We start from the raw sequence: 24,060 nt of genomic DNA on the forward strand, positions 1-24,060 counted from the left end.
GGGGACGTGACAGCGCGGCGCCTGCCACCTGTGGTCGGGGTGGGGCAGGCGCCGCGAGCTTTTTCCGGGACGAGCCGGATTCCGGGACGGGCCGGGCTGTCAGACCGTCAGGGCGCGGTCCGTCGGGCGGACCGGGGCCGGCAGGGTGCTGGTGCCGGTGAGGTAGCGGTCCACGCCCCGGGCGGCGGAGCGGCCCTCGGCGATGGCCCAGACGATGAGGGACTGGCCGCGCCCGGCGTCACCGGCGACGAACACGCCGGGGACGTTGGTGGCGTAGTCGGCGTTGCGGGCGATGTTGCCGCGGGTGTCCAGCTCCAGGCCGAACTGCTCGACGAGGCCGTTCTGCCGGTCGGTGCCGGTGAAGCCCATGGCGAGGGTGACGAGCTGGGCGGGGATGCGGCGCTCGGTGCCGGGCTTCTGCTCCAGCTTGCCGCCGGTGAACTCCACCTCGACGAGGTGCAGCCACTGGACGTTGCCGTCCTCGTCGCCCTCGAAGTGCGTGGTGGAGACGGAGTAGATCCGCTCGCCACCCTCCTCGTGGGCCGAGGTGACCTTGTAGAGCATGGGGAAGGTCGGCCAGGGCTGGTTCGCGTTCCGCTCCTCTCCCGGCCGCGGCATGATCTCCAGCTGGGTGACGGAGGCCGCGCCCTGGCGGTGGGCCGTGCCGACGCAGTCGGCGCCGGTGTCGCCGCCGCCGATGACGACGACGTGCTTGCCCTCGGCGGTGATCGGGGAGACCGTCAGGTCGCCCTCCTGCACCTTGTTGGCCATGGGCAGGTACTCCATCGCGAAGTGGATGCCCTTGAGGTCGCGGCCGGGGACGGGCAGGTCGCGGGAGGTGGTGGCGCCGGCGGCGATGACGACGGCGTCGTAGCGCTTGCGGAGCTTGGCGGCGTCGATGTCGCGCCCGATCTCCACCTCGGTGCGGAACTTGGTGCCCTCCGCGCGCATCTGCTCGATGCGGCGGTTGATGTGCCGCTTCTCCATCTTGAACTCGGGGATGCCGTAGCGCAGGAGGCCGCCGATGCGGTCGGCGCGCTCGTAGACGGCGACCGTGTGGCCGGCGCGGGTGAGCTGCTGGGCGGCGGCGAGGCCGGCGGGGCCGGAGCCGATGACGGCGACGGTCTTGCCGGAGAGCCGCTCGGGCGGCTGGGGGGTGACGTCGCCCGCGGCCCAGGCCTTGTCGATGATGGTGACTTCGACGTTCTTGATGGTGACGGGCTGCTGGTTGATGCCGAGGACGCAGGCGGCCTCGCAGGGAGCGGGGCAGAGCCGGCCGGTGAACTCGGGGAAGTTGTTGGTCGCGTGCAGCCGCTCGCTGGCCGCCTGCCAGTCGTCGCGGTAGGCGTAGTCGTTCCACTCGGGGATGAGGTTGCCGAGCGGGCAGCCGTTGTGACAGAAGGGGATGCCGCAGTCCATGCAGCGGCTCGCCTGCTTGCTGATGACCGGCAGCAGGGAGCCGGGGACGTACACCTCGTTCCAGTCGCGGACGCGCTCGGCGACGGGGCGGGTCTCGGCGACCTCGCGCCCGGTGGTCAGGAAGCCCTTGGGGTCAGCCATTGGTCGCCGCCTCCATCATCTTCTCGTGGGTCTCCGTCTCGGAGAGACCCGCTCGCTCGGCGGCGTCCTTGGCGGCGAGCACTGCCTTGTAGGTGGCCGGGACGACCTTGCTGAAACGGCCGGCGGCGGTGTCCCAGCCGGCGAGGAGGCCGGCCGCGACGGTGGAGGCGGTCTCCTCGTGGTGGCGGCGCACGACGTCGTGCAGCCACTGCCGGTCGGCGGCGTCGAGGGGTTCGACGGCGGCGGCCAGCTCCTTGTTGACGTTGTCGGGGTCGAGGTCGATCACGTAGGCGACGCCGCCGGACATGCCGGCCGCGAAGTTGCGCCCGGTCTCGCCGAGGACGACGGCCCGGCCGCCCGTCATGTACTCGCAGCCGTGGTCGCCGACCCCTTCGGAGACCACGGTGGCGCCGGAGTTGCGGACGCAGAAGCGCTCGCCGACGCGGCCGCGCAGGAACATCTCGCCGCCGGTCGCGCCGTAGGCGAGGGTGTTGCCGGCGATGACCGAGTACTCGGCGAGGTGGTCCGCGCCGCGGTCGGGGCGGACGACGATCCGCCCGCCGGACAGGCCCTTGCCGACGTAGTCGTTGGCGTCGCCCTCCAGGCGCAGGGTGATGCCGCGGGGCAGGAAGGCGCCGAAGGACTGGCCGGCGGAGCCCGTGAAGGTGATGTCGATGGTGTCGTCGGGCAGGCCGGCGCCGCCGAAGCGCTTGGTGACCTCGTGGCCGAGCATGGTGCCCACGGTCCGGTTGATGTTGCGGATGGCGACCTGGGCGCGGACGGGGCGGGCGTCCTCGGCGGAGGAGACCGCGAGGGCGTCGGCGGCGAGCTCGATGAGCTCGTTGTCGAGGGCCTTGGCCAGGCCGTGGTCCTGCTCGGTGGTGCGGTGGCGGACGGCCCCGGCGGGCAGCTCCGGCACGTGCAGCAGCGGGGCGAGGTCCAGGCCCTGGGCCTTCCAGTGGGTCACGGCGCGGCCGGTGTCGAGGAGTTCGGCGTGGCCGACGGCCTCCTGGAGGGTGCGGAAACCCAGCTCGGCGAGGAGCTCGCGGACCTCCTCGGCGATGAACTCGAAGAAGTTGACGACGAATTCGGCCTTGCCGCTGAAGCGCTCGCGCAGGACGGGGTTCTGGGTGGCGATGCCGACCGGGCAGGTGTCCAGGTGGCAGACGCGCATCATGACGCAGCCGGAGACGACGAGCGGGGCGGTGGCGAAGCCGAACTCCTCGGCGCCGAGGAGGGCGGCGACGACCACGTCGCGGCCGGTCTTCAGCTGGCCGTCGGTCTGCACGACGATGCGGTCGCGCAGGCCGTTGAGCAGCAGCGTCTGCTGGGTCTCGGCGAGGCCGAGCTCCCAGGGGCCGCCCGCGTGCTTGAGGCTCGTCAGGGGCGAGGCGCCGGTGCCGCCGTCGTGGCCGGAGATCAGGACGACGTCGGCGTGGGCCTTGGAGACGCCCGCCGCGACCGTGCCGACGCCGACCTCGGACACCAGCTTCACGTGGATGCGGGCGGCCGGGTTGGCGTTCTTCAGGTCGTGGATGAGCTGGGCGAGGTCCTCGATGGAGTAGATGTCGTGGTGCGGCGGCGGCGAGATCAGGCCGACGCCGGGCGTGGAGTGCCGGGTCTTGGCGACCCACGGGTAGACCTTGTGGCCGGGCAGCTGGCCGCCCTCGCCGGGCTTGGCGCCCTGGGCCATCTTGATCTGGATGTCGTCGGAGTTGACGAGGTACTCGCTCGTCACGCCGAAGCGGCCGGAGGCGACCTGCTTGATGCTGGAGCGGCGCTCGGGGTCGTAGAGGCGGTCGGGGTCCTCGCCGCCCTCGCCGGTGTTGGACTTGCCGCCCAGCCGGTTCATGGCGATGGCGAGGGTCTCGTGGGCCTCGCGGGAGATCGAGCCGTACGACATGGCGCCGGTGGAGAAGCGCTTGACGATCTCGCTGACGGGCTCGACCTCGTCGAGCGGGACGGGCTCCCGCTCGGTCGTGAGGGAGAACAGGCCGCGGAGCGTCATCAGCCGCTCGGACTGCTCGTTCACGCGCTCGGTGTACTGCTTGAAGATGTCGTAGCGGCGGGCGCGCGTGGCGTGCTGGAGCCGGAAGACGGTGTCCGGGTCGAACAGGTGCGGCTCGCCCTCGCGGCGCCACTGGTACTCGCCGCCGATGTCGAGGCGGCGGTGGCTGGCCGCGATGCCGGTGGCCGGGTAGGCCTTGGCGTGGCGGGCGGCGACCTCGCGGGCGACGACGTCCAGGCCCGCGCCGCCGATCTTGGTGGTGGTGCCGTGGAAGTAGGTGTCGACGAAGCCCTCGTCCAGGCCGATCGCCTCGAAGACCTGGGCGCCGCGGTAGGAGGCCACGGTGGAGATGCCCATCTTGGACATGACCTTCAGGACGCCCTTGCCGAGGGCCTTGATGAGGTTGCGGATCGCGTCCTCGGCCTCGATGTCCCGCAGGAACGTCCCTGCGCGGACGAGGTCCTCGACGGACTCCATCGCCAGGTACGGGTTGACGGCGGCCGCGCCGTAGCCGATGAGCAGCGCGACGTGGTGCACCTCGCGGACGTCGCCCGCCTCGACCAGCAGGCCCACGTGGGTGCGCTGCTTGGTGCGGATGAGGTGGTGGTGGACGGCTGAGGTGAGCAGCAGCGAGGGGATCGGGGCGTGCTCGGCGTCGGAGTGGCGGTCGGAGAGGACGATGAGGCGGGCGCCGCCGGCGATGGCGGCGTCGGCCTCGGCGCAGATCTCCGTGAGGCGGGCGGCCAGGGCCTCGCCGCCGCCGGCGACGCGGTAGAGGCCGGAGAGGGTGACGGCCGCAAGGCCCGGCATGTCCCCGTCGGCGTTGATGTGGATGAGCTTGGCGAGCTCGTCGTTGTCGATGACGGGGAAGGGCAGGGTGACGCTGCGGCAGGAGGCCGCGGTGGGCTCCAGGAGGTTGCCCTGCGGGCCGAGGGAGGAGATGAGCGAGGTGACGAGCTCCTCGCGGATGGCGTCCAGCGGGGGGTTGGTGACCTGCGCGAACAGCTGGGTGAAGTAGTCGAAGAGCAGCCGGGGCCGCTCGGAGAGCGCGGCGATCGGCGAGTCCGTGCCCATGGAGCCGATCGGCTCGGCCCCGGCCTTGGCCATGGGGGCGAGGATGACGCGCAGCTCCTCCTCGGTGTAGCCGAAGGTCTGCTGGCGGCGGGTGACCGAGGCGTGGGTGTGCACGATGTGCTCGCGCTCGGGGAGGTCGGCCAGGTCGATCAGGCCGGCCTCCAGCCACTCCCCGTAGGGCGCGGCGGCGGCGAGCTCGGCCTTGATCTCGTCGTCCTCGATGATGCGGTGGCGCTCGGTGTCGACGAGGAACATGCGGCCGGGCTGGAGGCGGCCCTTGCGGACGACGCGGGCCGGGTCGATGTCGAGGACGCCGACCTCGGAGGAGAGCACGACGAGGCCGTCGTCGGTGACCCAGTAGCGGCCGGGGCGCAGGCCGTTGCGGTCGAGGACGGCGCCGACGAGGGTGCCGTCGGTGAAGGTGACGCAGGCCGGTCCGTCCCAGGGCTCCATCTGGGTGGAGTGGTACTGGTAGAAGGCGCGGCGGGCCGGGTCCATGGAGGCGTGGTTCTCCCAGGCCTCGGGGATCATCATCAGCACGCTGTGCGAAAGCGACCGGCCACCGAGGTGGAGCAGCTCCAGGACCTCGTCGAAGGAGGCGGAGTCGGAGGCGTCGGGGGTGCAGACGGGGAAGGTGCGGCCGAGGTTGCCGGCGGCCCCGAACAGCTCGCTCTCGAGCTGCGACTCGCGGGCGCGCATCCAGTTGCGGTTGCCCTGAACGGTGTTGATCTCGCCGTTGTGGGCGACGAAGCGGTACGGGTGGGCGAGCGGCCAGCTCGGGAAGGTGTTGGTGGAGAAGCGGGAGTGGACCAGCGCGATGGCGGTGGCGCAGCGGCGGTCGGAGAGGTCCGGGAAGAAGGGCTCCAGCTGGCCGGTGGTCAGCATGCCCTTGTAGACGATCGTGCGGGCGGAGAGCGAGGGGAAGTAGACCCCGGCCTCGCGCTCGGCGCGCTTGCGCAGCACGAACGCCTTGCGGTCCAGGGCGAGTCCGGTGCTCGCGCCGTCCGCGACGAAGAGCTGGCGGAAGTCCGGCATGGTGGCGCGGGCGCTGGCGCCGAGCAGCTCGGGGGCGACCGGGACGGCGCGCCAGCCGAGGACGGTCAGGCCCTCCTCGCGGGCGATCGTCTCGATGGCCGGAACGGCGGCGTCCGCCTCCGCGGGGTCCGCGGGCAGGAACGCGATGCCGACGGCGTACGCGCCGGGCTCGGGGAGAGCGAAGGGGACGCTCTCCCGCAGGAAGGCGTCGGGGACCTGGAGCAGGATGCCGGCGCCGTCACCGGAGTCGGGCTCGGAGCCGGTGGCGCCGCGGTGCTCCAGATTGCGCAGGACGGTGAGGGCCTGTTCCACGAGCGCGTGGCTCGCCTCGCCGGTGAGGGTCGCGACGAAGCCGACGCCACAGGCGTCGTGCTCGTTCCGCGGGTCGTACATTCCCTGCTGGGCGGGGTGGGATGCGGATCGCATCGGCGGCTCCCGTCGTCGTCTTGGCAGTCCCGGCCGGTGCGGCCGGTGCAGGTGCCGAGGGACGACGTTGGCCCTCTGCGGAAGAAATTTGGTGCAGGTTACATGATGGGGCGCTTCTCAAAAAGCGGAAGCCCCGGTTCAGCATGTGGACACTGCGGGTGAGGCACTGCGGTGATGCGGCGAGCTGCCGGAAGCCTTGGGGATCGCCCGGCCCGGCGGCGCCGGACACAGCACAGAGCGGGCGGCGTTGCCCGCTGCGCTCCCGGATTGTGCCCGGTCGTCGAGGGGCTGAAACCGCTCCGTCATCCGTACGTTATGCGGGACCCCGCATAAAGCATCACCCCAGGGCGGTGCCGAAGGCAATACCAAGGACGTAAGTCACACCCGCCGCGGCAGCGCCGAGGAACAGCTGGCGCAGTCCGCTGAACCACCAGGAGCGGGCCGTCACCCGGGCCACGACGGCGCCGCAGGCGAAGAGGCCGACGAGCGCCAGCAGCACGGCGGGCCACAGGGAGGTGGCCCCCAGCAGGTACGGCAGCAGGGGCAGGAGCGCACCCAGCGCGAACGAGCCGAACGACGAGACGGCGGCGACCATGGGCGACGGCAGGTCGGAGGGGTCGATGCCGAGCTCCTCGCGGGCGTGGATCTCCAGCGCCTGCTCGGGGTCCCGGGAGAGCTGCATGGCGACTTCCAGCGCCAGCTTCGGCTCGACGCCGCGCGACTCGTAGAGCGCGGCCAGCTCCGCCAGCTCGTCGGCCGGGTGCTTGTGCAGCTCGCGGCGCTCCACGTCCAGCTCGGCGAGGACGAGCTCGCGCTGCGAGGCCACGGAGGTGTACTCGCCGGCAGCCATCGAGAAGGCACCGGCGGCGAGGCCGGCCAGGCCCGCGATCACGATCGTGCCGGGGGCGGCGGCGCCGCCCGCGACGCCCGTCATCAGCGCGACGTTGGAGACCAGGCCGTCCATGGCGCCGAACACCGCGGGACGGAGCCAGCCGCCGTTCACGTCGCGGTGGGTGTGGTTGTCGCGGTGCGCTATGTGCGGTGCTGCGACGGCTTCCAGGACAGACATCTCCGGTTCGCTCCCTTCGCCGGGGCGTGACGGCTTGCCCGTGCGCCCCCCGATGCGTTCGAAGGTACGCAGGATGAGCTTGATCCGCTAGCAAGGAAGGCCTGGCTGACCTGGGTAGACGTACGGGGCGGCCGGGCGGGCGGCAGCAGTGACCGTACGGGGTGAGGCCGGTTCGGCACCGCCGGTGTCCCCGGTGGGGGTTGCGCGCCGCGGCGGCGGGATCTTGTTGCCTGCGGCAACGCACTGCTCGCTCCGTGCCGCAGGCACAAAAATCCCGCCGCAGCGGCGATCAGCCACTGCGGCGGGACTCGGCGGCGCCGAACCAGGCTCAGGCCTTCTTCATCTTCGGGGACGAGTCCTCCACAGACGAGTCACCGTCAAGCACCGGCTCGACCACGCTCTCCCGCCCCGGCGCCTTCTTCGCGGAGATGATCATGTAGGCGACCGCGCCCACGAACACCACGATCGACGTCCATCCGTTGAGCCGCAGGCCCAGCACGTGGTGGGCGTCGTCGACGCGCAGGTACTCGAACCAGAAGCGGCCCACCGTGTACGAGGCGACGTACAGCGCGAACGCCCGCCCGTGCCCGAGCGTGAAGCGGCGGTCCGCCCAGATCACCAGGCCCGCGATCAGCAGGCACCACAGCGACTCGTACAGGAACGTCGGGTGGTAGGTCCCCGCCACCCGCCCGATCGCCGGGTCCGCGTCGATCTTCAGCGCCCACGGCAGGTCCGTCGGCTTGCCGTAGAGCTCCTGGTTGAACCAGTTGCCCCAGCGGCCGATCGCCTGGGCCACGGCGAGGCCGGGCGCGAGGGCGTCCGCCCAGGCCGGCAGCGGGATGCCGCGGCGCCGGCAGCCGATCCACGCGCCGACCGCGCCGAGCGCGACCGCGCCCCAGATGCCGAGGCCGCCCTCCCAGATCTTGAAGGCGTTGACCCAGTCGCGGCCCTCGCCGAAGTACAGCTCGTAGTCGGTGATGACGTGGTACAGCCGGCCGCCGACGAGCCCGAAGGGCACCGCCCAGACGGCGATGTCCGCTACCGTCCCCGCCCGTCCGCCGCGGGCGATCCAGCGCCGGTTGCCCAGCCAGACCGCCACGAAGACGCCGATGATGATGCAGAAGGCATAGCCGCGCAGCGGGACCGGGCCGAGGTGGATCACGCCCGTCGACGGGCTGGGAATGTATGCGAGTTCCATGACGTCCCCGACGCTACCCTGCCGGGGCGACGGAACGGCAACCCACCCGGCGCAACAGCTGCGTAACGCCCGGGGAGCCCCGCTCAGCCCTTGGCGGCCTCCGCCACCATCTGCCGCAGCTTGTCCGGAGTGAGCGGGTTGGCCTGGTCGGCGTAGATGCTCTTGCCGTTGAGCAGGACGGTCGGGGTGGCACGGTAGGAGGTCTTGCCGAAGGCCTCGTGGGACTTCTTCACCCAGCTGTCGTGGGTGCCGTCGTCGACGCAGGTGCGGAACGCGGGCGTGTCCAGCCCGGGCACCTGCCCGGCCAGCTCCAGCAGGCGCGCCTTCTTGCCGAAGGCGTCGTCCGTCTCCGGCGGCTGGTTCTTGTAGAGCAGGTCGTGGTAGGCGGAGAACTTCCCGGCGTCCTGGGCGCAGGCCGCCGCGTTGGCGGCGTTGAGCGAGCCGGTGCCGCCGAGGTTGTTGTCGATCAGTGTGACGATGTGGTACTCGGCCTTGAGCTCGCCCTTCTGCTCCAGCTCGTTGACCACGTCGCGGAAGCCGTTCTCGAACTGGCTGCAGGCGGGGCAGCGGAAGTCCTCGTAGACCGTGAGGGTCGACTTCGCCGCGGACTTGCCGACGGGGATGGTGACGCTGTCCTTGCCGGTGGCGCCCTGCGGGGCGACCAGCGGGCCGGCGGGCTCCTTCTTCTTGCCTCCGCCCGAGTTGGCCACGAGCGCCGCGATGCCGGCGCCCGCGCCGAGCACGGCGACGACGACCGCCGCGGCGATCAGCGTGCGCTTGCGCCTGCTCCGGCTCTCCTCGCGCTGCCGCTGTTCCTGCAGCCGCTCGCGGGCGCTGCGCTTACCGTCCGAGTTCTTCTGGCTCACATCCCCCTACAACGAACCGGGGACGCGCCGCAGCGCGCCCCCGGTCGTGGGTTCCTTCAAAAGAGTTACCCGCCCGAAAGGGTTATCCCCGCTTGCGCACGCCCTCGGCGAGCTCGCCGGCGAGGGCGCGGACGGCGGCCAGGCCCGTCTCCAGGTCGGGCGCGTCCAGGAGCCGCTTGACGAAGGCCGAGCCGACGATCACGCCGTCGGCGAAGGCGGCGACCTCCGCGGCCTGGACGGCGTTGGAGACGCCGAGGCCCACGCAGACCGGCAGCGAGGTGACCGCGCGCGTGCGCCGGACCAGGTCCTGCGCCTCGTTGCCCACGGACTCCCGGGTGCCGGTGACGCCCATCAGCGAGGCCGCGTACACGAAGCCGCTGCCCGCCGCCGTGATCTTGGCGAGGCGCTCGTCGCGGCTGCTGGGCGCGACCACGAAGACGGTGGCGAGGCCGTGCTGCTCGGCGGCCTTGCGCCAGGCCTCGGACTCCTCGACGGGCAGGTCGGGCAGGATGCAGCCCGCTCCGCCGGCGGCCGCCAGGTCGGCGGCGAAGCGCTCCGGGCCGTAGGCGTCGACGGGATTCCAGTACGTCATGCACAGCACGGGCGCGCCCGTGATCTCGTGCGCTTCCTTGACCGTGCGGATGACGTCGGCGATCTTGATGCCGCCGCGCAGGGCGATGTCGTCGGCGGTCTGGATGACCGGGCCGTCGAGGACCGGGTCGCTGTGCGGCAGGCCGACCTCCACGACGTCGCAGCCGCCGTCGAGCATGGCCGTGATCGCCTGTACGCCGTCGTCCACGGTGGGGAAGCCGGCGGGGAGATAGCCGACCAGGGCCGCGCGGTTCTCCGCCTTGGCCGCGGCCAGCACGGAGCTCAGGAGTTCGATGTTGCCCGCCATCACTTGGCCCCCGCCGTGTCGTCGTCGTACAGCCCGAAGTAGCGGGCCGCCGTGTCCATGTCCTTGTCGCCGCGGCCGGAGAGGTTGACGAGGACCAGCCCGTCCTCGCCCAGCTCCTTGCCGGTCTCCAGGGCTCCGGCGAGGGCGTGCGCGCTCTCGATGGCCGGGATGATGCCCTCGGTGCGCGAGAGCAGGCGCAGGGCCTGCATGGCCTCGTCGTCGGTGACGGCGCGGTACTCGGCGCGGCCGGTGTCCTTGAGGTAGGAGTGCTCCGGGCCGATGCCGGGGTAGTCGAGGCCGGCCGAGATCGAGTACGGCTCGGTGATCTGGCCGTCCTCGTCCTGGAGGACGTAGCTGCGGGAGCCGTGCAGGATGCCGGGCGTGCCGGCGGTGAGGGTGGCCGCGTGCTCGCCGGTGGCCAGGCCGTGGCCGCCGGGCTCGCAGCCGATCAGGCGCACGCCTTCGTCGGGCAGGAAGGCGTGGAAGAGGCCGATGGCGTTGGAACCGCCGCCCACGCAGGCCACGGCGGCGTCCGGCAGGCGGCCGGTGCGCTCCAGGATCTGGCGGCGCGCCTCGACGCCGATGACGCGGTGGAAGTCGCGCACGAGGGCCGGGAAGGGGTGCGGGCCGGCGACCGTGCCGAAGAGGTAGTGGGTGCGGTCGACGTTGGCGACCCAGTCGCGGAACGCCTCGTTGATGGCGTCCTTCAGGGTGCGGCTGCCGGACTTCACGGCGATGACCTCGGCGCCGAGCATCCGCATCCGGGCGACGTTCAGCGCCTGGCGCCGGGTGTCGACCTCGCCCATGTAGATGGTGCATTCGAGGCCGAAGAGGGCGCAGGCGGTGGCGGTGGCGACGCCGTGCTGGCCGGCGCCGGTCTCGGCGATGACGCGGGTCTTGCCCATGCGCTTGGTGAGCAGGGCCTGGCCCAGCACGTTGTTGATCTTGTGCGAGCCGGTGTGGTTGAGGTCCTCGCGCTTGAGGAAGACCCGGGCGCCGCCGGCGTGCTCGGCGAAGCGCGGCACCTCGGTGAGGGCGCTGGGGCGGCCGGTGTAGTTGACCATCAGGTCGTTGAGCTCGGCGGCGAAGGCGGGGTCCGCCTTGGCCTTCTCGTATTCGGCGGCGACCTCGTCGACGGCGGCGACGAGGGCCTCCGGGATGAATTTGCCGCCGAACGCGCCGAAGTACCCTTCGGCGCTTGGAACGTGACCCTCCGGGTCCGGGACGAAGAATTCGCTGGGCATGCCGGTCTCCTCAGGAGATGAGTGAGGTTGACGTGATCACTGAGCTGACGCTCAGCCACGCCATCGGCGCCCGTTGACCTGACCCGGCTCACAGCCGATGTGGTACCTCACCCTGCGGCCCCGGACGCGGCGCGCGGGCGCGCGGCAGCCCCGGGGCCGGCAGCCCCTGGCGAGGCGCGCGTAAGGGTCCTGCGCGAGCAGGCCGGCCGCGGGCACGCCGACAGGGGCCGGGCATCGGCCCGGCCCTGTGCGGCGGCTGCGGCGGCCGGTCATCCGGGGCGTCAGCCCCTGCCGTGCCGCAGGGCGGGGTGCGCGCCCGCGGCGACCAGGTCGGCCACGGCGCCCTTCGGGTCGCGGCCGGTGACCAGGGACTCGCCGACCAGCACCGCGTCGGCGCCGTCGTTGGCGTAGGCGATGAGGTCGTGCGGGCCGCGCACGCCGGACTCGGCGATCTTGATGATGCCGTCCGGGATCTCCGGGGCGACCCGGGCGAAGTTGTCCCGGTCCACCTCGAGGGTCTTGAGGTTACGGGCGTTGACGCCGATGATCCGCGCGCCGGCGGCCACCGCGCGCTCGGCCTCCTCCTCGTCGTGCACCTCGACCAGCGGCGTGAGGCCGATCGACTCGGCGCGCTCGATGAGGGAGACCAGGGCCTCCTGCTCCAGCGCGGCGACGATCAGCAGGGCCAGGTCGGCGCCGTAGGCGCGGGCCTCCCACAGCTGGTAGGCGGTGACGATGAAGTCCTTGCGCAGGACGGGGATGTCGACCCGGGCGCGGACGGCCTCCAGGTCGGCCAGCGAGCCGCCGAAGCGGCGCTGCTCGGTCAGGACGCTGATGACGGACGCGCCGCCCGCCTCGTAGTCGGCGGCGAGGCCGGCGGGGTCGGCGATCGCGGCCAGCGCGCCCTTGGAGGGGCTGGACCGCTTGACCTCGCAGATCACGCCGACGTTCTCGCCGCTGAGCGCGGCGACGCCGTCCTTGGCCTCCGGCGCCCTGGCGGCCCGCTCCTTGAGCTCGTCGAGGCTGACGCGCGCCTGCCGCTCCGCGAGGTCGGCACGGACGCCCTCGATGATCTCGTCGAGCACACTCACGCGAGCGGCCCCCTTCCGGACTCGGATGGTCTGGGCTGGTGCGGCGGGAATCCTCCCCACCAGGCACTGCGATGGTACTTGCCGCCGGGCGAAGGATTCGCATCCGGTTGACGCGGGTCCCATCTGGTGGACGCCCGCCGGACACCCGTCAGGGGGCGAGGGCGGCGCCCGCGGGCAGGTTCCGTACGACGGTGAAGAGCAGGACGACGGCGCCGAGGCCCCACCAATGGCGGGCGCGCGGCGAGAACGACACGCCCCCGCGGCCCCGCAGGGCCCTGGTGAACCACACGCACCAGAAGACGGCGAACGCGGCGTACGCGGCGACGGCCAGGGCGTTGGCCCCGAGCGCGCCCGGAAGGTCGCCGTGGGTGAGGGCGTGGAGGCCGCGCAGCCCGCCGCAGCCGGGGCAGTACAGGCCCGTGCAGCGCAGCAGGGGGCAGGCGGGGTAGCGGCCGGGGCGGTGGGGGTCCACGGCGGCGACGTAGCCGGCGGCCGCGGCGAGGCCGGCCGCGACGCCCAGCGGGGCGGCCAGCCGGCGCGCGCCGTCCTTCGCCCGGTCCTTCGCCCAGCCCTTCACAGGGCACAGTCTCCGCCGGACAGCACGAAGGCGCAGCTCAAGGCCGTCGTACGGGGGGCGTACGGGCCCGGGGCCGCGCCTCGGGGCATCAGGAGAGGGCGGGTCAGCCCTGGTTCGTCTGCCCGGACACCTTCAGAGGAGCCCGCTTGGGCATGCCCATGCCCATCATGGCCATGACGCCGCCCACGATGCCGCCGATCGCGATGATCGCGACGCCGGCCCAGAAACCGACCGGCTTCGCGGCCACCGTGAAGGCGCCGGAGACGCAGAAGCCGATGAAGGCGATGGTGACACCGGTCCAGGCGGCCGGGGTGTGTCCGTGGCTGGTACCCGCCATGACTAAGACTCCTCGTTGCTGTGGCGCGCCCGCGGGCGCGGAGAACGCTCATGGTCATTGTCCCCGACGGCCGGGGCCGCCTCTATCCGGGGGGCGGGGCGGGGCGTGTCACGCCCCTGTCGGGTCCTCGCCGCGGTCGAGGGCCTTCCACAGCTCCTCGGGGCGCTCGGGGTCCGGGGCGGTCCGGGCACGGCGCGGGCGCGGGGTGCCGTCGCGCTCGTAGCGGCTGGACATGGCCGGCCAGTGGCGGCCGAAACGCAGGGCCAGGAGCCCGGCGAGCAGCAGCAGGACACCGCCCGCAAGGGCGACCCACGGCCAGGCGGTGTGGGTGACGTGGTCGACGGCGCCGCTGGTGAGGCCGTTGGCCTTGGCGGCCTGCTCCTCCAGGGCGGAGGTGTCGCCCGCGCCCGTGACGGCGCCGGCGATGACACCGGCCCCCGCCAGGACGAGGCCGGCGGCCACCACGGTGCGCCAGACGCCGCGGACGGCGAACACCGCGACGAGGGCGGCGAGGCCGACGACGGCCAGGGCGCCGGGCAGGCCCGTGATGTCCGATCCGCTGACGTGCTTGGTGACGCTGCTCCCGGCGACGGTCGTCGTGCCCTCGGCCCAGGTGCGGCCGCCCGCGAGCAGGGCGAGGGCGGCGCCTGCGGCGCCCAGGAGCAGGGCGGTGCCGACGGTTCCGCGGCGGGGGGTTACAGCTTTGCTCACGGGTCCACTATCCCTTGTGGGGGTGTTTGGGGTGCCGCCGGGGGTCGCGCTAGGCGAGCCGGTTCGCCGAGTGCACGGCGCGCAGCACCGCCGCCGCCTTGTTGCGGCACTCCGCGTCCTCGGCGGCCGGGTCCGAGTCGGCGACGACGCCCGCGCCGGCCTGGACGTAGGCCGTGCCGTCCTTCAGGACGGCGGTGCGGATGGCGATGGCGGTGTCGGAGTCCCCGGCGAAGTCCAGGTAGCCGACGCAGCCGCCGTAGAGCCCGCGCCGCGACGGCTCCAGCTCCTCGATGATCTGCATGGCCCGCGGCTTGGGCGCGCCGGAGAGCGTGCCGGCCGGGAAGCAGGCGGTGAGCACGTCGAAGGCGGTGCGGCCGGCGGCCACGCGGCCGGTGACCGTGGAGACGATGTGCATCACGTGGCTGTAGCGCTCGATCGACATGAAGTCGACGACCTCCACGCTGCCGGGCTCGCACACCCGCCCGAGGTCGTTGCGGCCGAGGTCGACGAGCATGAGGTGCTCGGCGCGCTCCTTGGCGTCGCCGAGGAGCTCCTCGGCGAGGGCCGCGTCCGCCTGGGGGGTGGCGCCGCGCGGCCGGGTGCCGGCGATGGGGTGCACCATGGCCTGCCCGTCCTCGACCTTGACGAGCGCCTCCGGGCTGGAGCCGACGACGTCGAACCCGTCGAAGCGGAGCAGGTACATGTACGGGCTGGGGTTCGTCGCCCGCAGCACGCGGTAGACGTCGAGCGCGGAGGCCGTGCACGGCGTCTCGAAGCGCTGCGAGGGCACGACCTGGAAGGCCTCGCCGGCGCGGATGCGCTCCTTGATGTCCTCGACGGCCGCCATGTAGTCGGGGCCGCCCCAGCGGGCGGTGTACCCGGGCAGTTCGGAGGGCGGCAGGGCGGTGGGAGCCGAGGGCGCGGGCCGGTGGAGGTCGGCGGCCATGGCGTCCAGCCGGGCGACGGCGTCCGCGTACGCCTCGTCGACGCCGCTGTCGAGGTCGTTGTGGTTGATCGCGTTGGCGATCAGCAGGACGGTGCCGTTCCAGTGGTCGAGGACGGCGAGGTCGGAGGTGAGGAGCATGGTGAGCTCGGGCAGGCCGAGCGGGTCGCGGTCCTCGCCGCCGTGCTCGCCGATCTTCTCCAGGCGGCGGACGACGTCGTAACCGAGGTAGCCCACCATGCCGCCGGTGAAGGGCGGCAGCCCGGCGCCCTCCATGAGGTCGCGCGGGGTGTGCAGGGCGGCCACGGTGGCGCGCAGGGCCTCCAGCGGGTCGCCGTCGGTGGGCACGCCGACGGGCGGGGTGCCCAGCCAGTGCGTCCGGCCGTCGCGCACGGTCAGCGTCGCGGCGCTGCGGACGCCCACGAAGGAGTAGCGCGACCAGGTGCGGCCGTTCTCGGCGGACTCCAGCAGGAAGGTGCCGGGCCGCTCGGCGGCGAGCTTGCGGTACAGGCCGACGGGCGTGTCGCCGTCGGCGAGGAAACGCCGGGTGACGGGGATGACCCGGCGGTCCTTCGCGAGCGTACGGAAGGTCTCGGCGTCCGGGGTGACGTCACCGGTGGTCGTGGCAGCCATGGCAGCGGAGCCTACTGGCCGAGCGGGAGGACATCGGCATCGAAACAGGTGCGGTCGCCTGTGTGGCAGGCGGCGCCGGTCTGGTCGACCTTGACGAGGAGGGTGTCGCCGTCGCAGTCGAGGGCCACGGACTTCACGTGCTGGACGTGTCCGGACGTGTCGCCCTTGACCCAGTACTCCTGGCGGCTGCGGCTCCAGTACGTGCAGCGGCCTGTGGTGAGGGTGCGGTGGAGCGCCTCGTCGTCCATCCAGCCGAGCATGAGGACTTCGCCGGTGTCGTACTGCTGGGCGATGGCGGGGACGAGCCCGTCGGCGCTGCGCTTGAGGCGCGCGGCGACGGCGGGGTCGAGGGAGGACGCGGGGGCGGTGTTGCCGGTCATGGGTCCATTCTGCCGCGCGGACGGGCCGGGACCCCCCGGGCGGCGCTGTCAGTGGCGTACGGCATGCTTCGCCCATGAGTACTCCGCCCTCGAACTCCCCGCAGCCGCCCGGTGGCGGCGGTGGGTTCGGCCCGCCGCAGCAGTTCGGGCCGCCGTCAGCCCAGCCGCCCGCCCAGCCCTACGGACAGCCGCAAGCTCCGCAGGGGTACGGACAGCAGCCGGGCCAGCAGCCGGGCTTCGGCCGGCCTGGGCAGCAGCCGGGCTTCGGCCAGTACGGGCAGCAGCAGTACGGGCAGCAGTTCGCCCCGCCGATGCCGCCCCCTCCCCCGCCGTCCGGCGGTAACGGCGCGAAGGTCGCCGCGATCGTCGTCGGTGCGGTGCTGGTGGTCGGCCTCGTCGTGGGCGGCTTCCTGGTGACCGCCGGCGGCAAGGACAAGAAGGACCCGGTCGCCAAGCCGAAGAGCTCGTCGAGCGCGTCGGCCGCGCCCTCCGCGCCGGGCGTCAACCCCGGCGGCCCGGGCGCAGACCCCTCGAACCCCGACCCGTCGGCCTCCTCCTCTTCCCCGTCGGTGTCCCGCGTGCCGTACGTGGTGCTCAAGCCCGGCCAGTGCTTCGACCACCCGCGCATGTCCCTCGGCCTGACCGAGGTGAAGACGAAGCCGTGCACCGGTCCGCACGACGGCGAGGTCATCGCCAACGAGACCCTGACCGGCAAGTTCGACTCCGAGCTGGACATCCAGACCAAGGCCCGGGACATGTGCAAGAAGGACGCACAGGACCGCATGCGGTCCATAACCGACGGCAAGAACTACTACTCGTACGTGCTCTACCCGACCCCGGTCACCTACGCCCGCGGCCAGGACCAGATCACGTGCTCGATGACGCTGAGCGTCTCGCAGGGCGGCCAGAAGATGGACAAGCCCCTGCCCGAGTAGCCGAGGCGGCATGGCAGCGGCGCGGCGCCGGCCGTAGGGTGGCGCCATGTCGACCCACGCCCAGCGCGAACGTCTGCTCCTCGCCGATCTGTTGGAGTCGGCGGGCCCCGATGCCCCGACGCTCTGCGACGGCTGGCGGACGCGTGACCTGGCGGCCCACGTCGTCGTGCGGGAACGCCGCTCCGACGCCGCCGCCGGGCTCGTGTTCAAGCCGCTGGCCGCCCGCCTGGAGCGGGTGCAGGCGGAGTTCGCCGCCAAGCCGTACGAGGAGCTGGTCCGGCTCGTCCGCGGCGGGCCGCCGCGGCTGTCGCCGTACGCCCTCAAGCAGATCGACGAGGCCGCGAACACCGTCGAGTTCTTCGTGCACGCGGAAGACGTGCGCCGGGCCCAGGAGGAGTGGGCCCCGCGCGAGGTGGACCCCGTCTTCGCGGACGCCCTGTGGACCCGCCTGGAGCGGGTGGCCCGGATGCTCGGCCGCCGCTCCCCCGTCGGCCTGGTCCTGCGCCGCCCCGACGGCCGCACGGCGGTCGCCCGGCGCGGCGCGCCCGTGGTGACCGTCACGGGAGAGCCGGCCGAGCTGACCCTCTTCGCCTTCGGCCGGCAGACCGCCGCCCGGGTGGAGCTTGAGGGCGACAAGGACGCGGTGGCGAAGCTGCAAGGGGCTCAGCTGGGAATCTGAGGGTCCCTCGCCGGACCCGACCCGCAAAGGTGCCCCCGCCATGGCGTACACCAGCAGCCCCGCCCACTCCGCCCCGGCCGCCGCGCTGTCCCCGGGCGGCTTCTCGCTCGGGGTCCTGCTCCTGCGGATGATGCTCGGCATCATCATGGTCGCGCACGGCACGCAGAAGCTCTTCGGCTGGTTCGACGGCCCCGGCCTGGACGGGACCGCGAAGGGCTTCGAGTCCTGGGGCTATCCCGTGCCCAAGGCGATGGCGGTCATCGCCGGCCTCAGCGAGTCGCTGGGCGGCGCGGGCCTCTTCCTCGGGCTCCTCACGCCGCTGGCCGCGGCCGCCGTGCTGGGCACGATGGTCAATGCGCTCGGGGTGACGTGGGACGGGGGCTTCCTGCTGCCGAAAGGCGTGGAGTTCACCCTGCTGGTCGCCGTCTCGGCGGCGGCGCTCGCGCTCACGGGCCCCGGGAGATACGCGGCGGACGCGCACCTCCCGGTGCTCCGGCACCACCGGCTGTCCTACGGGATCGCGGCGATCGCCCTCGCCCTGGTGGTGGGGGCGATCTTCCTGCTGATCCGGGACTGAGCGTTCGGCGGACGCCCCTAGCGGACCGGGTGGCCCGACTCGCGGAGGGCCTTCTTGACGTCGGCGATCCGCAGGTCGCCGAAGTGGAAGACCGACGCGGCCAGGACCGCGTCCGCGCCCGCGTCCACCGCCGGGGCGAAGTGCTCCAGACGGCCCGCGCCGCCGCTCGCGATGACCGGGACCGTGACGTGCTTGCGCACGGCCTCGATCATCTCGGTGTCGTAGCCGTCCTTCGTGCCGTCGGCGTCCATGGAGTTCAGCAGGATCTCGCCGGCCCCGAGCTCCGCCGCGCGGTGCGCCCACTCGACGGCGTCGAGGCCCGTGCCGCGCCGCCCGCCGTGCGTCGTCACCTCGAAGGAGCCCGTCGCGCTGCGGCGCGCGTCCACGGACAGGACCAGCACCTGGCGGCCGAACCGCTCGGCGATCTCGCGGATCAGCTCGGGCCGCTCGATGGCCGCGGTGTTCACGCCCACCTTGTCGGCACCGGCCCGCAGCAGCTTGTCGACGTCCTCGGCCGTGCGGACGCCGCCGCCGACGGTCAGCGGGATGAAGACCTGCTCGGCGGTGCGGCGCACCACGTCGTAGGTGGTCTCGCGGTTGCCGGAGGAGGCGGTGATGTCGAGGAACGTCAGCTCGTCGGCGCCCTCCTGCCCGTAGACCTTGGCCATTTCCACGGGGTCGCCCGCGTCGCGCAGGTTCTGGAAGTTGACGCCCTTGACGACCCGTCCGTTGTCGACGTCCAGGCAGGGGATGACTCGGACCGCCAGGGTCATGTGCTCGTTGCTCCTCGGTACGCTTCCAGCTCTACTTCGACCAGCACGCGCGAGTCGAGGAACCCGGAGACGACGACGAGGGTCGCCGCCGGGCGGACCGCGTCGAAGATCTCCTTGTGGGCACGGCCCACCGCGTCCACGTCGCGCGCGTGGGTCAGGTACATCCGGGTGCGGACGACGGCCTCGGGGCCGAGTCCGAACCGCTCCAGCGCGGCGAGGGCGTTACCGAAGGCCGACCTGGCCTGCTGGTACGGATCGCCCTCGCCGTGCAGCACGGTGCCGGTGAACGGCATGGTGCCGGCCACCAGCACGCGGTCTCCCGCCGCGACCGCGCGCGCACAACCAAAGGCCTCTTCCCAGGGACTGTCGCTCTGCACACGCTGCACGGCTTCGGTCATGCGGACACAGCCTCCAGGGCCTCTTCCAAGGTGAACGCCTTGGCGTAGAGGGCCTTGCCGACGATGGCGCCTTCGACACCCTCCGGTACCAGGTTGGCAATTGCGCGCAGGTCGTCAAGGGACGAGACTCCGCCGGACGCGACGACCGGCTTGTCCGTGGCGGCGCAGACGTTCTTCAGCAGCTCCAGGTTGGGGCCCTGGAGGGTGCCGTCCTTGGCGATGTCGGTGACGACGTAGCGGGCGCAGCCCTCGCGGTCGAGGCGGGCGAGGGTCTCGTAGAGGTCGCCGCCGTCGCGGGTCCAGCCGCGGCCGCGCAGGGTCGTGCCGCGGACGTCGAGGCCGACCGCGATCTTGTCGCCGTGCTCGGCGATGACCTTGGCGACCCACTCGGGGGTCTCCAGGGCGGCGGTGCCGAGGTTGACGCGGGTGCAGCCGGTGGCGAGGGCGGCGGCGAGCGAGGCGTCGTCGCGGATGCCGCCGGACAGCTCGACCTTGATGTCCATGGCCCCGGCGACCTCGGCGATGAGCTCGCGGTTGTCACCGGTGCCGAAGGCGGCGTCGAGGTCGACGAGGTGCAGCCACTCGGCGCCGGACCGCTGCCACGCGAGGGCCGCCTCCAGCGGGGAGCCGTAAGACGTCTCGGAGCCGGACTCGCCGTGGACGAGCCGTACGGCCTGCCCGTCACGGACGTCGACGGCGGGGAGGAGTTCGAGCTTGCTCACAGGGTTCCGATCCAGTTAGTGAGGAGCTGGGCGCCGGCATCGCCGGACTTTTCCGGGTGGAACTGGGTGGCCCACAGCGGGCCGTTCTCCACGGCCGCGACGAACGGCTCGCCGTGCGTGGCCCAGGTGACCTTGGGGGCGCGGATGTTGGGGTTGGTCACCTCCAGGCTCCACTCGCGCACCGCGTAGGAGTGCACGAAGTAGTAGCGGGTGTCCGCGGCGAGGCCGGCGAAGAGCTGCGAGTCCTCGGCGGGGGTGACGGTGTTCCAGCCCATGTGGGGGACGACGTCGGCCTTGAGGGGCTCCACGAGGCCGGGCCACTCGTCGAGGCCCTCGGTCTCCACGCCGTGCTCGACGCCGCGCTCGAAGAGGATCTGCATGCCGACGCAGATGCCCATGACGGGGCGCCCGCCGGAGAGGCGGCGGCCGACGATCCAGTCGCCGCGGGCGGCGCGCAGGCCCTGCATGCAGGCGGCGAACGCGCCGACGCCGGGCACGAGGAGGCCGTCGGCGTTCATGGCCTTCTCGTAGTCGCCGGTGATCTCGACGTCCGCGCCGACGTGGGCGAGGGCGCGCTCGGCGGAGCGGACGTTGCCGAAGCCGTAGTCGAAGACGACGACCTTCTTCGGGGCGCTCATGACCACAGTCCTTCGATCCGGAGGGTGCCGGCGGTCAGGCACATCGCGGCGCCTATGCCGAGGAGCACGATGATGCTCTTGGGCATGCCCTGCTTGACGAAGGAGATGATGCCGCCGACGAGGAAGAGGCCGACGACGATGAGCGTGGTGTTGAGGCCGTTCACAGGGCGCCCTTCGTGGAGGGGAGGATTCCGGCGGCGCGCGTGTCGCGCTCGGACGCGTAGCGCAGGGCCCGGGCGAGCGCCTTGAACTGGCACTCCACGATGTGGTGGGCGTTGCGCCCGTACGGGACGTGCACGTGCAGGGCGATCTGCGCCTGCGCGACGAAGGACTCCAGGATGTGCCGGGTCATCGTCGTGTCGTACGTGCCGATCATGGGCGCCATGTTCTCGGGCTCGGTGTGCACGAGGTAGGGGCGGCCGGAGAGGTCGACGGTGACCTGGGCGAGGGACTCGTCCAGGGGCACGGTGCAGTTGCCGAAGCGGTAGATGCCCACCTTGTCACCGAGGGCCTGCCTGAAGGCGGCGCCCAGCGCGAGGGCGGTGTCCTCGATGGTGTGGTGGGTGTCGATGTGCAGGTCGCCGTCGGTCTTGACGGTGAGGTCGAAGAGGCCGTGGCGGCCGAGCTGGTCGAGCATGTGGTCGTAGAAGCCGACCCCGGTCGACACGTCGACCTGCCCGGTCCCGTCGAGGTCGATCTCGACGAGGACGGACGTCTCCTTGGTGGTGCGCTCGACGCGCCCAACGCGGCTCATCGTTCGTTCTCCTTCAGTACTGCGCGGACCGCGTCCAGGAACGCGTCGTTCTCCTGCGGGGTGCCGGCGGTGACCCGCAGCCGTCCCGGCACGCCGTTGTCCCGCACCAGCACGCCGTGGCCGAGGATGGCCCGCCACGTGGCGGCGCTGTCCTCGAACCGGCCGAACTGGACGAAGTTGGCGTCCGAGTCGGTCACCTCGCAGCCCATCGCGCGCAGCTCGGTGACGAGGCGGTCGCGTTCGGCCTTGAGCTGCTCGACGTAGCCGAGCAGGGTGTCGGTGTGCTCCAGGGCGGCGAGGGCCGTGGCCTGGGTGACGGCCGACAGGTGGTAGGGCAGGCGCACGAGCTGGACGGCGTCGACGACCGCGGGGTCCGCGGCGAGGTAGCCGAGGCGGAGCCCGGCGGCGCCGAAGGCCTTGGACATGGTGCGCGAGACGACGAGGTTCGGCCGGCCCTCGATGAGGGGCAGCAGCGAGGGGCGGTGGCTGAACTCGCCGTACGCCTCGTCGACGACCACGAGCGAGGGGCGGGCCGCCTGCGCCGCCTCGTACAGCCGCAGGACCGTCTCCGCGTCGACCGCCGTGCCCGTGGGGTTGTTGGGCGAGCAGATGAAGACGACGTGCGGGCGGTGCTCCGCGATGGCGCGCTCGGCGGCCTCGACGTCGATCGTGAAGTCCTCACGGCGCGGGCCGGAGATCCAGCCGGTGCCGGTGCCGCGGGAGATCAGGGCGTGCATCGAGTACGAGGGCTCGAAGCCGATCGCGGTGCGGCCGGGGCCGCCGAAGGCCTGGAGCAGCTGCTGGAGGACTTCGTTGGAGCCGTTGGCGGCCCAGACGTTCTCCATGGTGACGTCGTGGCCCGTGGTGCGGGTGAGGTACGTGGCGAGCCCGGTGCGCAGCTCGGTGGCGTCCCGGTCGGGGTAGCGGTTGAGGTGCCGGGCGGCCTCGGCGACGCGCTCGGCGATGCGGGCGACGAGGGCCTCGGGCAGCGGGTAGGGGTTCTCGTTGGTGTTCAGGCGGACGGGCACGTCGAGCTGGGGGGCGCCGTACGGGGACTTGCCGCGCAGCTCGTCCCGGATGGGGAGATCGTCGATGCCGGTCACTTGCTTTCCGGGACCTTCCAGTCGAACCGTGCCTTGACCGCCGCGCCGTGCGCGGGCAGGTCCTCGGCCTCGGCGAGCGTCACCACGTGGCCCGCGACCTCGGCCAGGGCCTCCCGCGTGTAGTCCACGACGTGGATGCCGCGCAGGAAGGACTGGACGGACAGGCCGGAGGAGTGGCAGGCGCAGCCGCCGGTGGGCAGCACGTGGTTGGAGCCGGCGGCGTAGTCGCCGAGGGAGACGGGGGCGTACGGGCCGACGAAGATCGCGCCGGCGTTCCGCACGCGGGCGGCGACGGCCGCGGCGTCCGCGGTCTGGATCTCCAGGTGCTCGGCGCCGTAGGCATCCACGACGGCGAGGCCGTGGTCGACGGAGTCGACCAGGACGATGCCGGACTGGCGGCCGCCGAGCGCGGGCACGATGCGGTCCTCGATGTGCCGGGTCACGGCGACCTGGGTTTCGAGCTCCTTCTCGACGGCGTTCGCGAGCTCCTCCGAGTCGGTGACGAGGACGGAGGCGGCCAGCGGGTCGTGCTCGGCCTGGCTGATCAGGTCGGCGGCGACGTGCACGGGGTCGGCGGTGGCGTCGGCGAGGACGGCGATCTCGGTGGGGCCGGCCTCGGCGTCGATGCCGATGCGGCCCTTCAGCAGCCGCTTGGCGGCGGCGACCCAGATGTTGCCCGGGCCGGTGACCATGTTGACCGGGCGGCACTCCTCGGTGCCGTAGGCGAACATGGCGACGGCCTGGGCGCCGCCCGCCGCGTACACCTCGTCGACGCCCAGCAGCGCGCAGGCGGCCAGGATCGTCGGGTGCGGCAGGCCGCCGAAGTCCGCTTGGGGCGGGGAGGAGACGGCCATGGAGGGGACACCGGCCTCCTGGGCCGGCACCACGTTCATGATCACGGACGAGGGGTAGACGGACCGGCCGCCCGGCACGTACAGCCCGACGCGCTGGACGGGGACCCAGCGCTCGGTGACCGTGCCGCCCGGCACGACCTGGACGGTCTTGTCGGTGCGCCGCTGCTCGCGGTGGACGATGCGGGCGCGGCGGATGGACTCTTCGAGCGCGGCCCGGACGGCCGGGTCGAGCTCTTCGAGGGCGCGGGTGATCGCCTCGGCGGGGACCCGGATGCGGTCGAGGGTGACGCCGTCGAACCGGTGCGCGTAGTCGATCAGGGCCGCGGTGCCGCGATGATGCACGTCCTCGCAGATGGGCCGCACCTTCTCCAGGGCGGCCTCGACGTCGAGTTCGGCTCGGGGCAGCAGGTCGCGGTCGACGCCGGCCTCGGAGGAGGCGGCACCGCGCAGATCGATTCGGGAGATCACACGGTAATTGTCTCAGACCCGTCCCGTCGTACCGCGCCCCGTACCACTCACTGGTACAGGTGTTTCACCGAGAGTGTTCAATCGGTCACCCGGAGGGAATGGGAACGGT

25 protein-coding genes are annotated in these 24,060 nt (G+C 72.5%); 3 read left to right on the plus strand and 22 right to left on the minus strand.

Features of this window, described 5'->3' with window-relative positions:
- Nucleotides 1-99: 99 nt before the first annotated feature.
- From PS271_RS05900 to hisI, 14 genes are all read right to left on the minus strand, one after another.
- Complete coding sequence (locus PS271_RS05900; protein ID WP_398380695.1) at nt 100-1,560, minus strand: glutamate synthase subunit beta; 1,461 nt, start codon at nt 1,558-1,560, stop codon at nt 100-102.
- On the minus strand, nt 1,553-6,103 hold the full coding sequence (gltB, locus tag PS271_RS05905) for a glutamate synthase large subunit (RefSeq protein ID WP_398380696.1): 4,551 nt from the start codon (nt 6,101-6,103) through the stop codon (nt 1,553-1,555). Before gltB ends, PS271_RS05900 begins: the two co-directional genes overlap by 8 nt.
- Before the next feature lie 337 nt (nt 6,104-6,440).
- Nucleotides 6,441-7,172: a VIT1/CCC1 transporter family protein gene (locus tag PS271_RS05910; protein WP_398380697.1), complete on the minus strand. Its 732-nt coding sequence runs from the start codon at nt 7,170-7,172 to the stop codon at nt 6,441-6,443.
- Between the two features lie 328 nt (nt 7,173-7,500).
- Nucleotides 7,501-8,370: a prolipoprotein diacylglyceryl transferase gene (lgt, locus tag PS271_RS05915; RefSeq protein ID WP_398380698.1), complete on the minus strand. Its 870-nt coding sequence runs from the start codon at nt 8,368-8,370 to the stop codon at nt 7,501-7,503.
- An 83-nt stretch (nt 8,371-8,453) separates the two neighbouring features.
- On the minus strand, nt 8,454-9,236 hold the full coding sequence (locus PS271_RS05920; RefSeq protein WP_398380700.1) for a DsbA family protein: 783 nt from the start codon (nt 9,234-9,236) through the stop codon (nt 8,454-8,456).
- A gap of 82 nt (nt 9,237-9,318) precedes the next feature.
- Entirely contained in the window at nt 9,319-10,134 is an 816-nt protein-coding gene (gene trpA / locus PS271_RS05925; RefSeq protein WP_398380702.1) for a tryptophan synthase subunit alpha, read from the minus strand.
- Nucleotides 10,134-11,378, minus strand: coding sequence for a tryptophan synthase subunit beta (gene trpB, locus PS271_RS05930; protein WP_398380704.1), 1,245 nt, complete (start codon nt 11,376-11,378; stop codon nt 10,134-10,136). Before trpB ends, trpA begins: the two co-directional genes overlap by 1 nt.
- Nucleotides 11,379-11,429: 51 nt before the next feature.
- Nucleotides 11,430-11,651 (minus strand): tryptophan biosynthesis modulator TrpM, encoded by a 222-nt coding sequence (trpM, locus tag PS271_RS05935; protein WP_398380706.1) that lies wholly within the window; start codon nt 11,649-11,651, stop codon nt 11,430-11,432.
- Nucleotides 11,652-11,659: 8 nt separating this feature from the next.
- Nucleotides 11,660-12,469 (minus strand): indole-3-glycerol phosphate synthase TrpC, encoded by an 810-nt coding sequence (gene trpC, locus PS271_RS05940; RefSeq protein ID WP_356274844.1) that lies wholly within the window; start codon nt 12,467-12,469, stop codon nt 11,660-11,662.
- 148 nt (nt 12,470-12,617) lie between these two features.
- Nucleotides 12,618-13,046, minus strand: a complete 429-nt coding sequence (locus PS271_RS05945; protein WP_398380708.1) for a DUF2752 domain-containing protein — start codon at nt 13,044-13,046, stop codon at nt 12,618-12,620.
- Between the two features lie 103 nt (nt 13,047-13,149).
- Nucleotides 13,150-13,383: an HGxxPAAW family protein gene (locus PS271_RS05950; protein WP_398380710.1), complete on the minus strand. Its 234-nt coding sequence runs from the start codon at nt 13,381-13,383 to the stop codon at nt 13,150-13,152.
- A 108-nt stretch (nt 13,384-13,491) separates the two neighbouring features.
- Nucleotides 13,492-14,094 carry a TIGR02234 family membrane protein gene (locus tag PS271_RS05955; protein WP_398380712.1) on the minus strand — a complete coding sequence of 201 codons (603 nt, stop codon included), beginning with the start codon at nt 14,092-14,094 and terminating at the stop codon, nt 13,492-13,494.
- 49 nt (nt 14,095-14,143) lie between these two features.
- On the minus strand, nt 14,144-15,670 hold the full coding sequence (locus PS271_RS05960) for an anthranilate synthase component I (protein WP_398380714.1): 1,527 nt from the start codon (nt 15,668-15,670) through the stop codon (nt 14,144-14,146).
- Between the two features lie 11 nt (nt 15,671-15,681).
- Entirely contained in the window at nt 15,682-16,050 is a 369-nt protein-coding gene (gene hisI, locus PS271_RS05965; protein ID WP_398380716.1) for a phosphoribosyl-AMP cyclohydrolase, read from the minus strand.
- Nucleotides 16,051-16,124: 74 nt separating this feature from the next.
- Here hisI and PS271_RS05970 point away from each other — a divergent pair, with 74 nt between their 5' ends.
- The 3 genes from PS271_RS05970 to PS271_RS05980 are packed head-to-tail and all read left to right on the plus strand — an operon-like array spanning nt 16,125 to nt 18,241.
- Nucleotides 16,125-16,985: a hypothetical protein gene (locus tag PS271_RS05970; protein WP_398380718.1), complete on the plus strand. Its 861-nt coding sequence runs from the start codon at nt 16,125-16,127 to the stop codon at nt 16,983-16,985.
- 46 nt (nt 16,986-17,031) lie between these two features.
- Nucleotides 17,032-17,664 carry a TIGR03085 family metal-binding protein gene (locus tag PS271_RS05975; protein WP_398380720.1) on the plus strand — a complete coding sequence of 211 codons (633 nt, stop codon included), beginning with the start codon at nt 17,032-17,034 and terminating at the stop codon, nt 17,662-17,664.
- A 40-nt stretch (nt 17,665-17,704) separates the two neighbouring features.
- The gene (locus tag PS271_RS05980; protein ID WP_398380721.1) at nt 17,705-18,241 is read left to right on the plus strand and encodes a DoxX family protein; all 537 of its coding nucleotides are present in this window, start codon (nt 17,705-17,707) and stop codon (nt 18,239-18,241) included.
- A gap of 17 nt (nt 18,242-18,258) precedes the next feature.
- Here PS271_RS05980 and hisF read toward each other — a convergent pair whose 3' ends face one another.
- From hisF to hisD, 8 genes are read right to left on the minus strand one after another with little or no spacing between them, the layout of a single operon-like run.
- The gene (hisF, locus tag PS271_RS05985; RefSeq protein ID WP_398380723.1) at nt 18,259-19,014 is read right to left on the minus strand and encodes an imidazole glycerol phosphate synthase subunit HisF; all 756 of its coding nucleotides are present in this window, start codon (nt 19,012-19,014) and stop codon (nt 18,259-18,261) included.
- Nucleotides 19,011-19,412 (minus strand): RidA family protein, encoded by a 402-nt coding sequence (locus PS271_RS05990; protein WP_398380725.1) that lies wholly within the window; start codon nt 19,410-19,412, stop codon nt 19,011-19,013. The genes hisF and PS271_RS05990 overlap by 4 nt, the downstream gene beginning before the upstream one ends.
- The gene (priA, locus tag PS271_RS05995; protein ID WP_106677822.1) at nt 19,409-20,134 is read right to left on the minus strand and encodes a bifunctional 1-(5-phosphoribosyl)-5-((5-phosphoribosylamino)methylideneamino)imidazole-4-carboxamide isomerase/phosphoribosylanthranilate isomerase PriA; all 726 of its coding nucleotides are present in this window, start codon (nt 20,132-20,134) and stop codon (nt 19,409-19,411) included. Before priA ends, PS271_RS05990 begins: the two co-directional genes overlap by 4 nt.
- On the minus strand, nt 20,131-20,772 hold the full coding sequence (gene hisH / locus PS271_RS06000; RefSeq protein WP_398380728.1) for an imidazole glycerol phosphate synthase subunit HisH: 642 nt from the start codon (nt 20,770-20,772) through the stop codon (nt 20,131-20,133). Before hisH ends, priA begins: the two co-directional genes overlap by 4 nt.
- A complete protein-coding gene (locus PS271_RS06005) occupies nt 20,769-20,936 on the minus strand; it encodes a CG2302 family histidine operon protein (RefSeq protein ID WP_398380730.1) in 168 nt (55 codons plus the stop codon). The genes hisH and PS271_RS06005 overlap by 4 nt, the downstream gene beginning before the upstream one ends.
- Nucleotides 20,933-21,526 (minus strand): imidazoleglycerol-phosphate dehydratase HisB, encoded by a 594-nt coding sequence (hisB, locus tag PS271_RS06010; RefSeq protein WP_179080507.1) that lies wholly within the window; start codon nt 21,524-21,526, stop codon nt 20,933-20,935. The genes PS271_RS06005 and hisB overlap by 4 nt, the downstream gene beginning before the upstream one ends.
- On the minus strand, nt 21,523-22,629 hold the full coding sequence (locus PS271_RS06015; protein ID WP_398380733.1) for a histidinol-phosphate transaminase: 1,107 nt from the start codon (nt 22,627-22,629) through the stop codon (nt 21,523-21,525). The genes hisB and PS271_RS06015 overlap by 4 nt, the downstream gene beginning before the upstream one ends.
- Entirely contained in the window at nt 22,626-23,951 is a 1,326-nt protein-coding gene (gene hisD / locus PS271_RS06020) for a histidinol dehydrogenase (RefSeq protein WP_398380735.1), read from the minus strand. Before hisD ends, PS271_RS06015 begins: the two co-directional genes overlap by 4 nt.
- Nucleotides 23,952-24,060 lie beyond the last annotated feature (109 nt).

Source organism: Streptomyces sp. SCA2-17 (assembly GCF_044336695.1).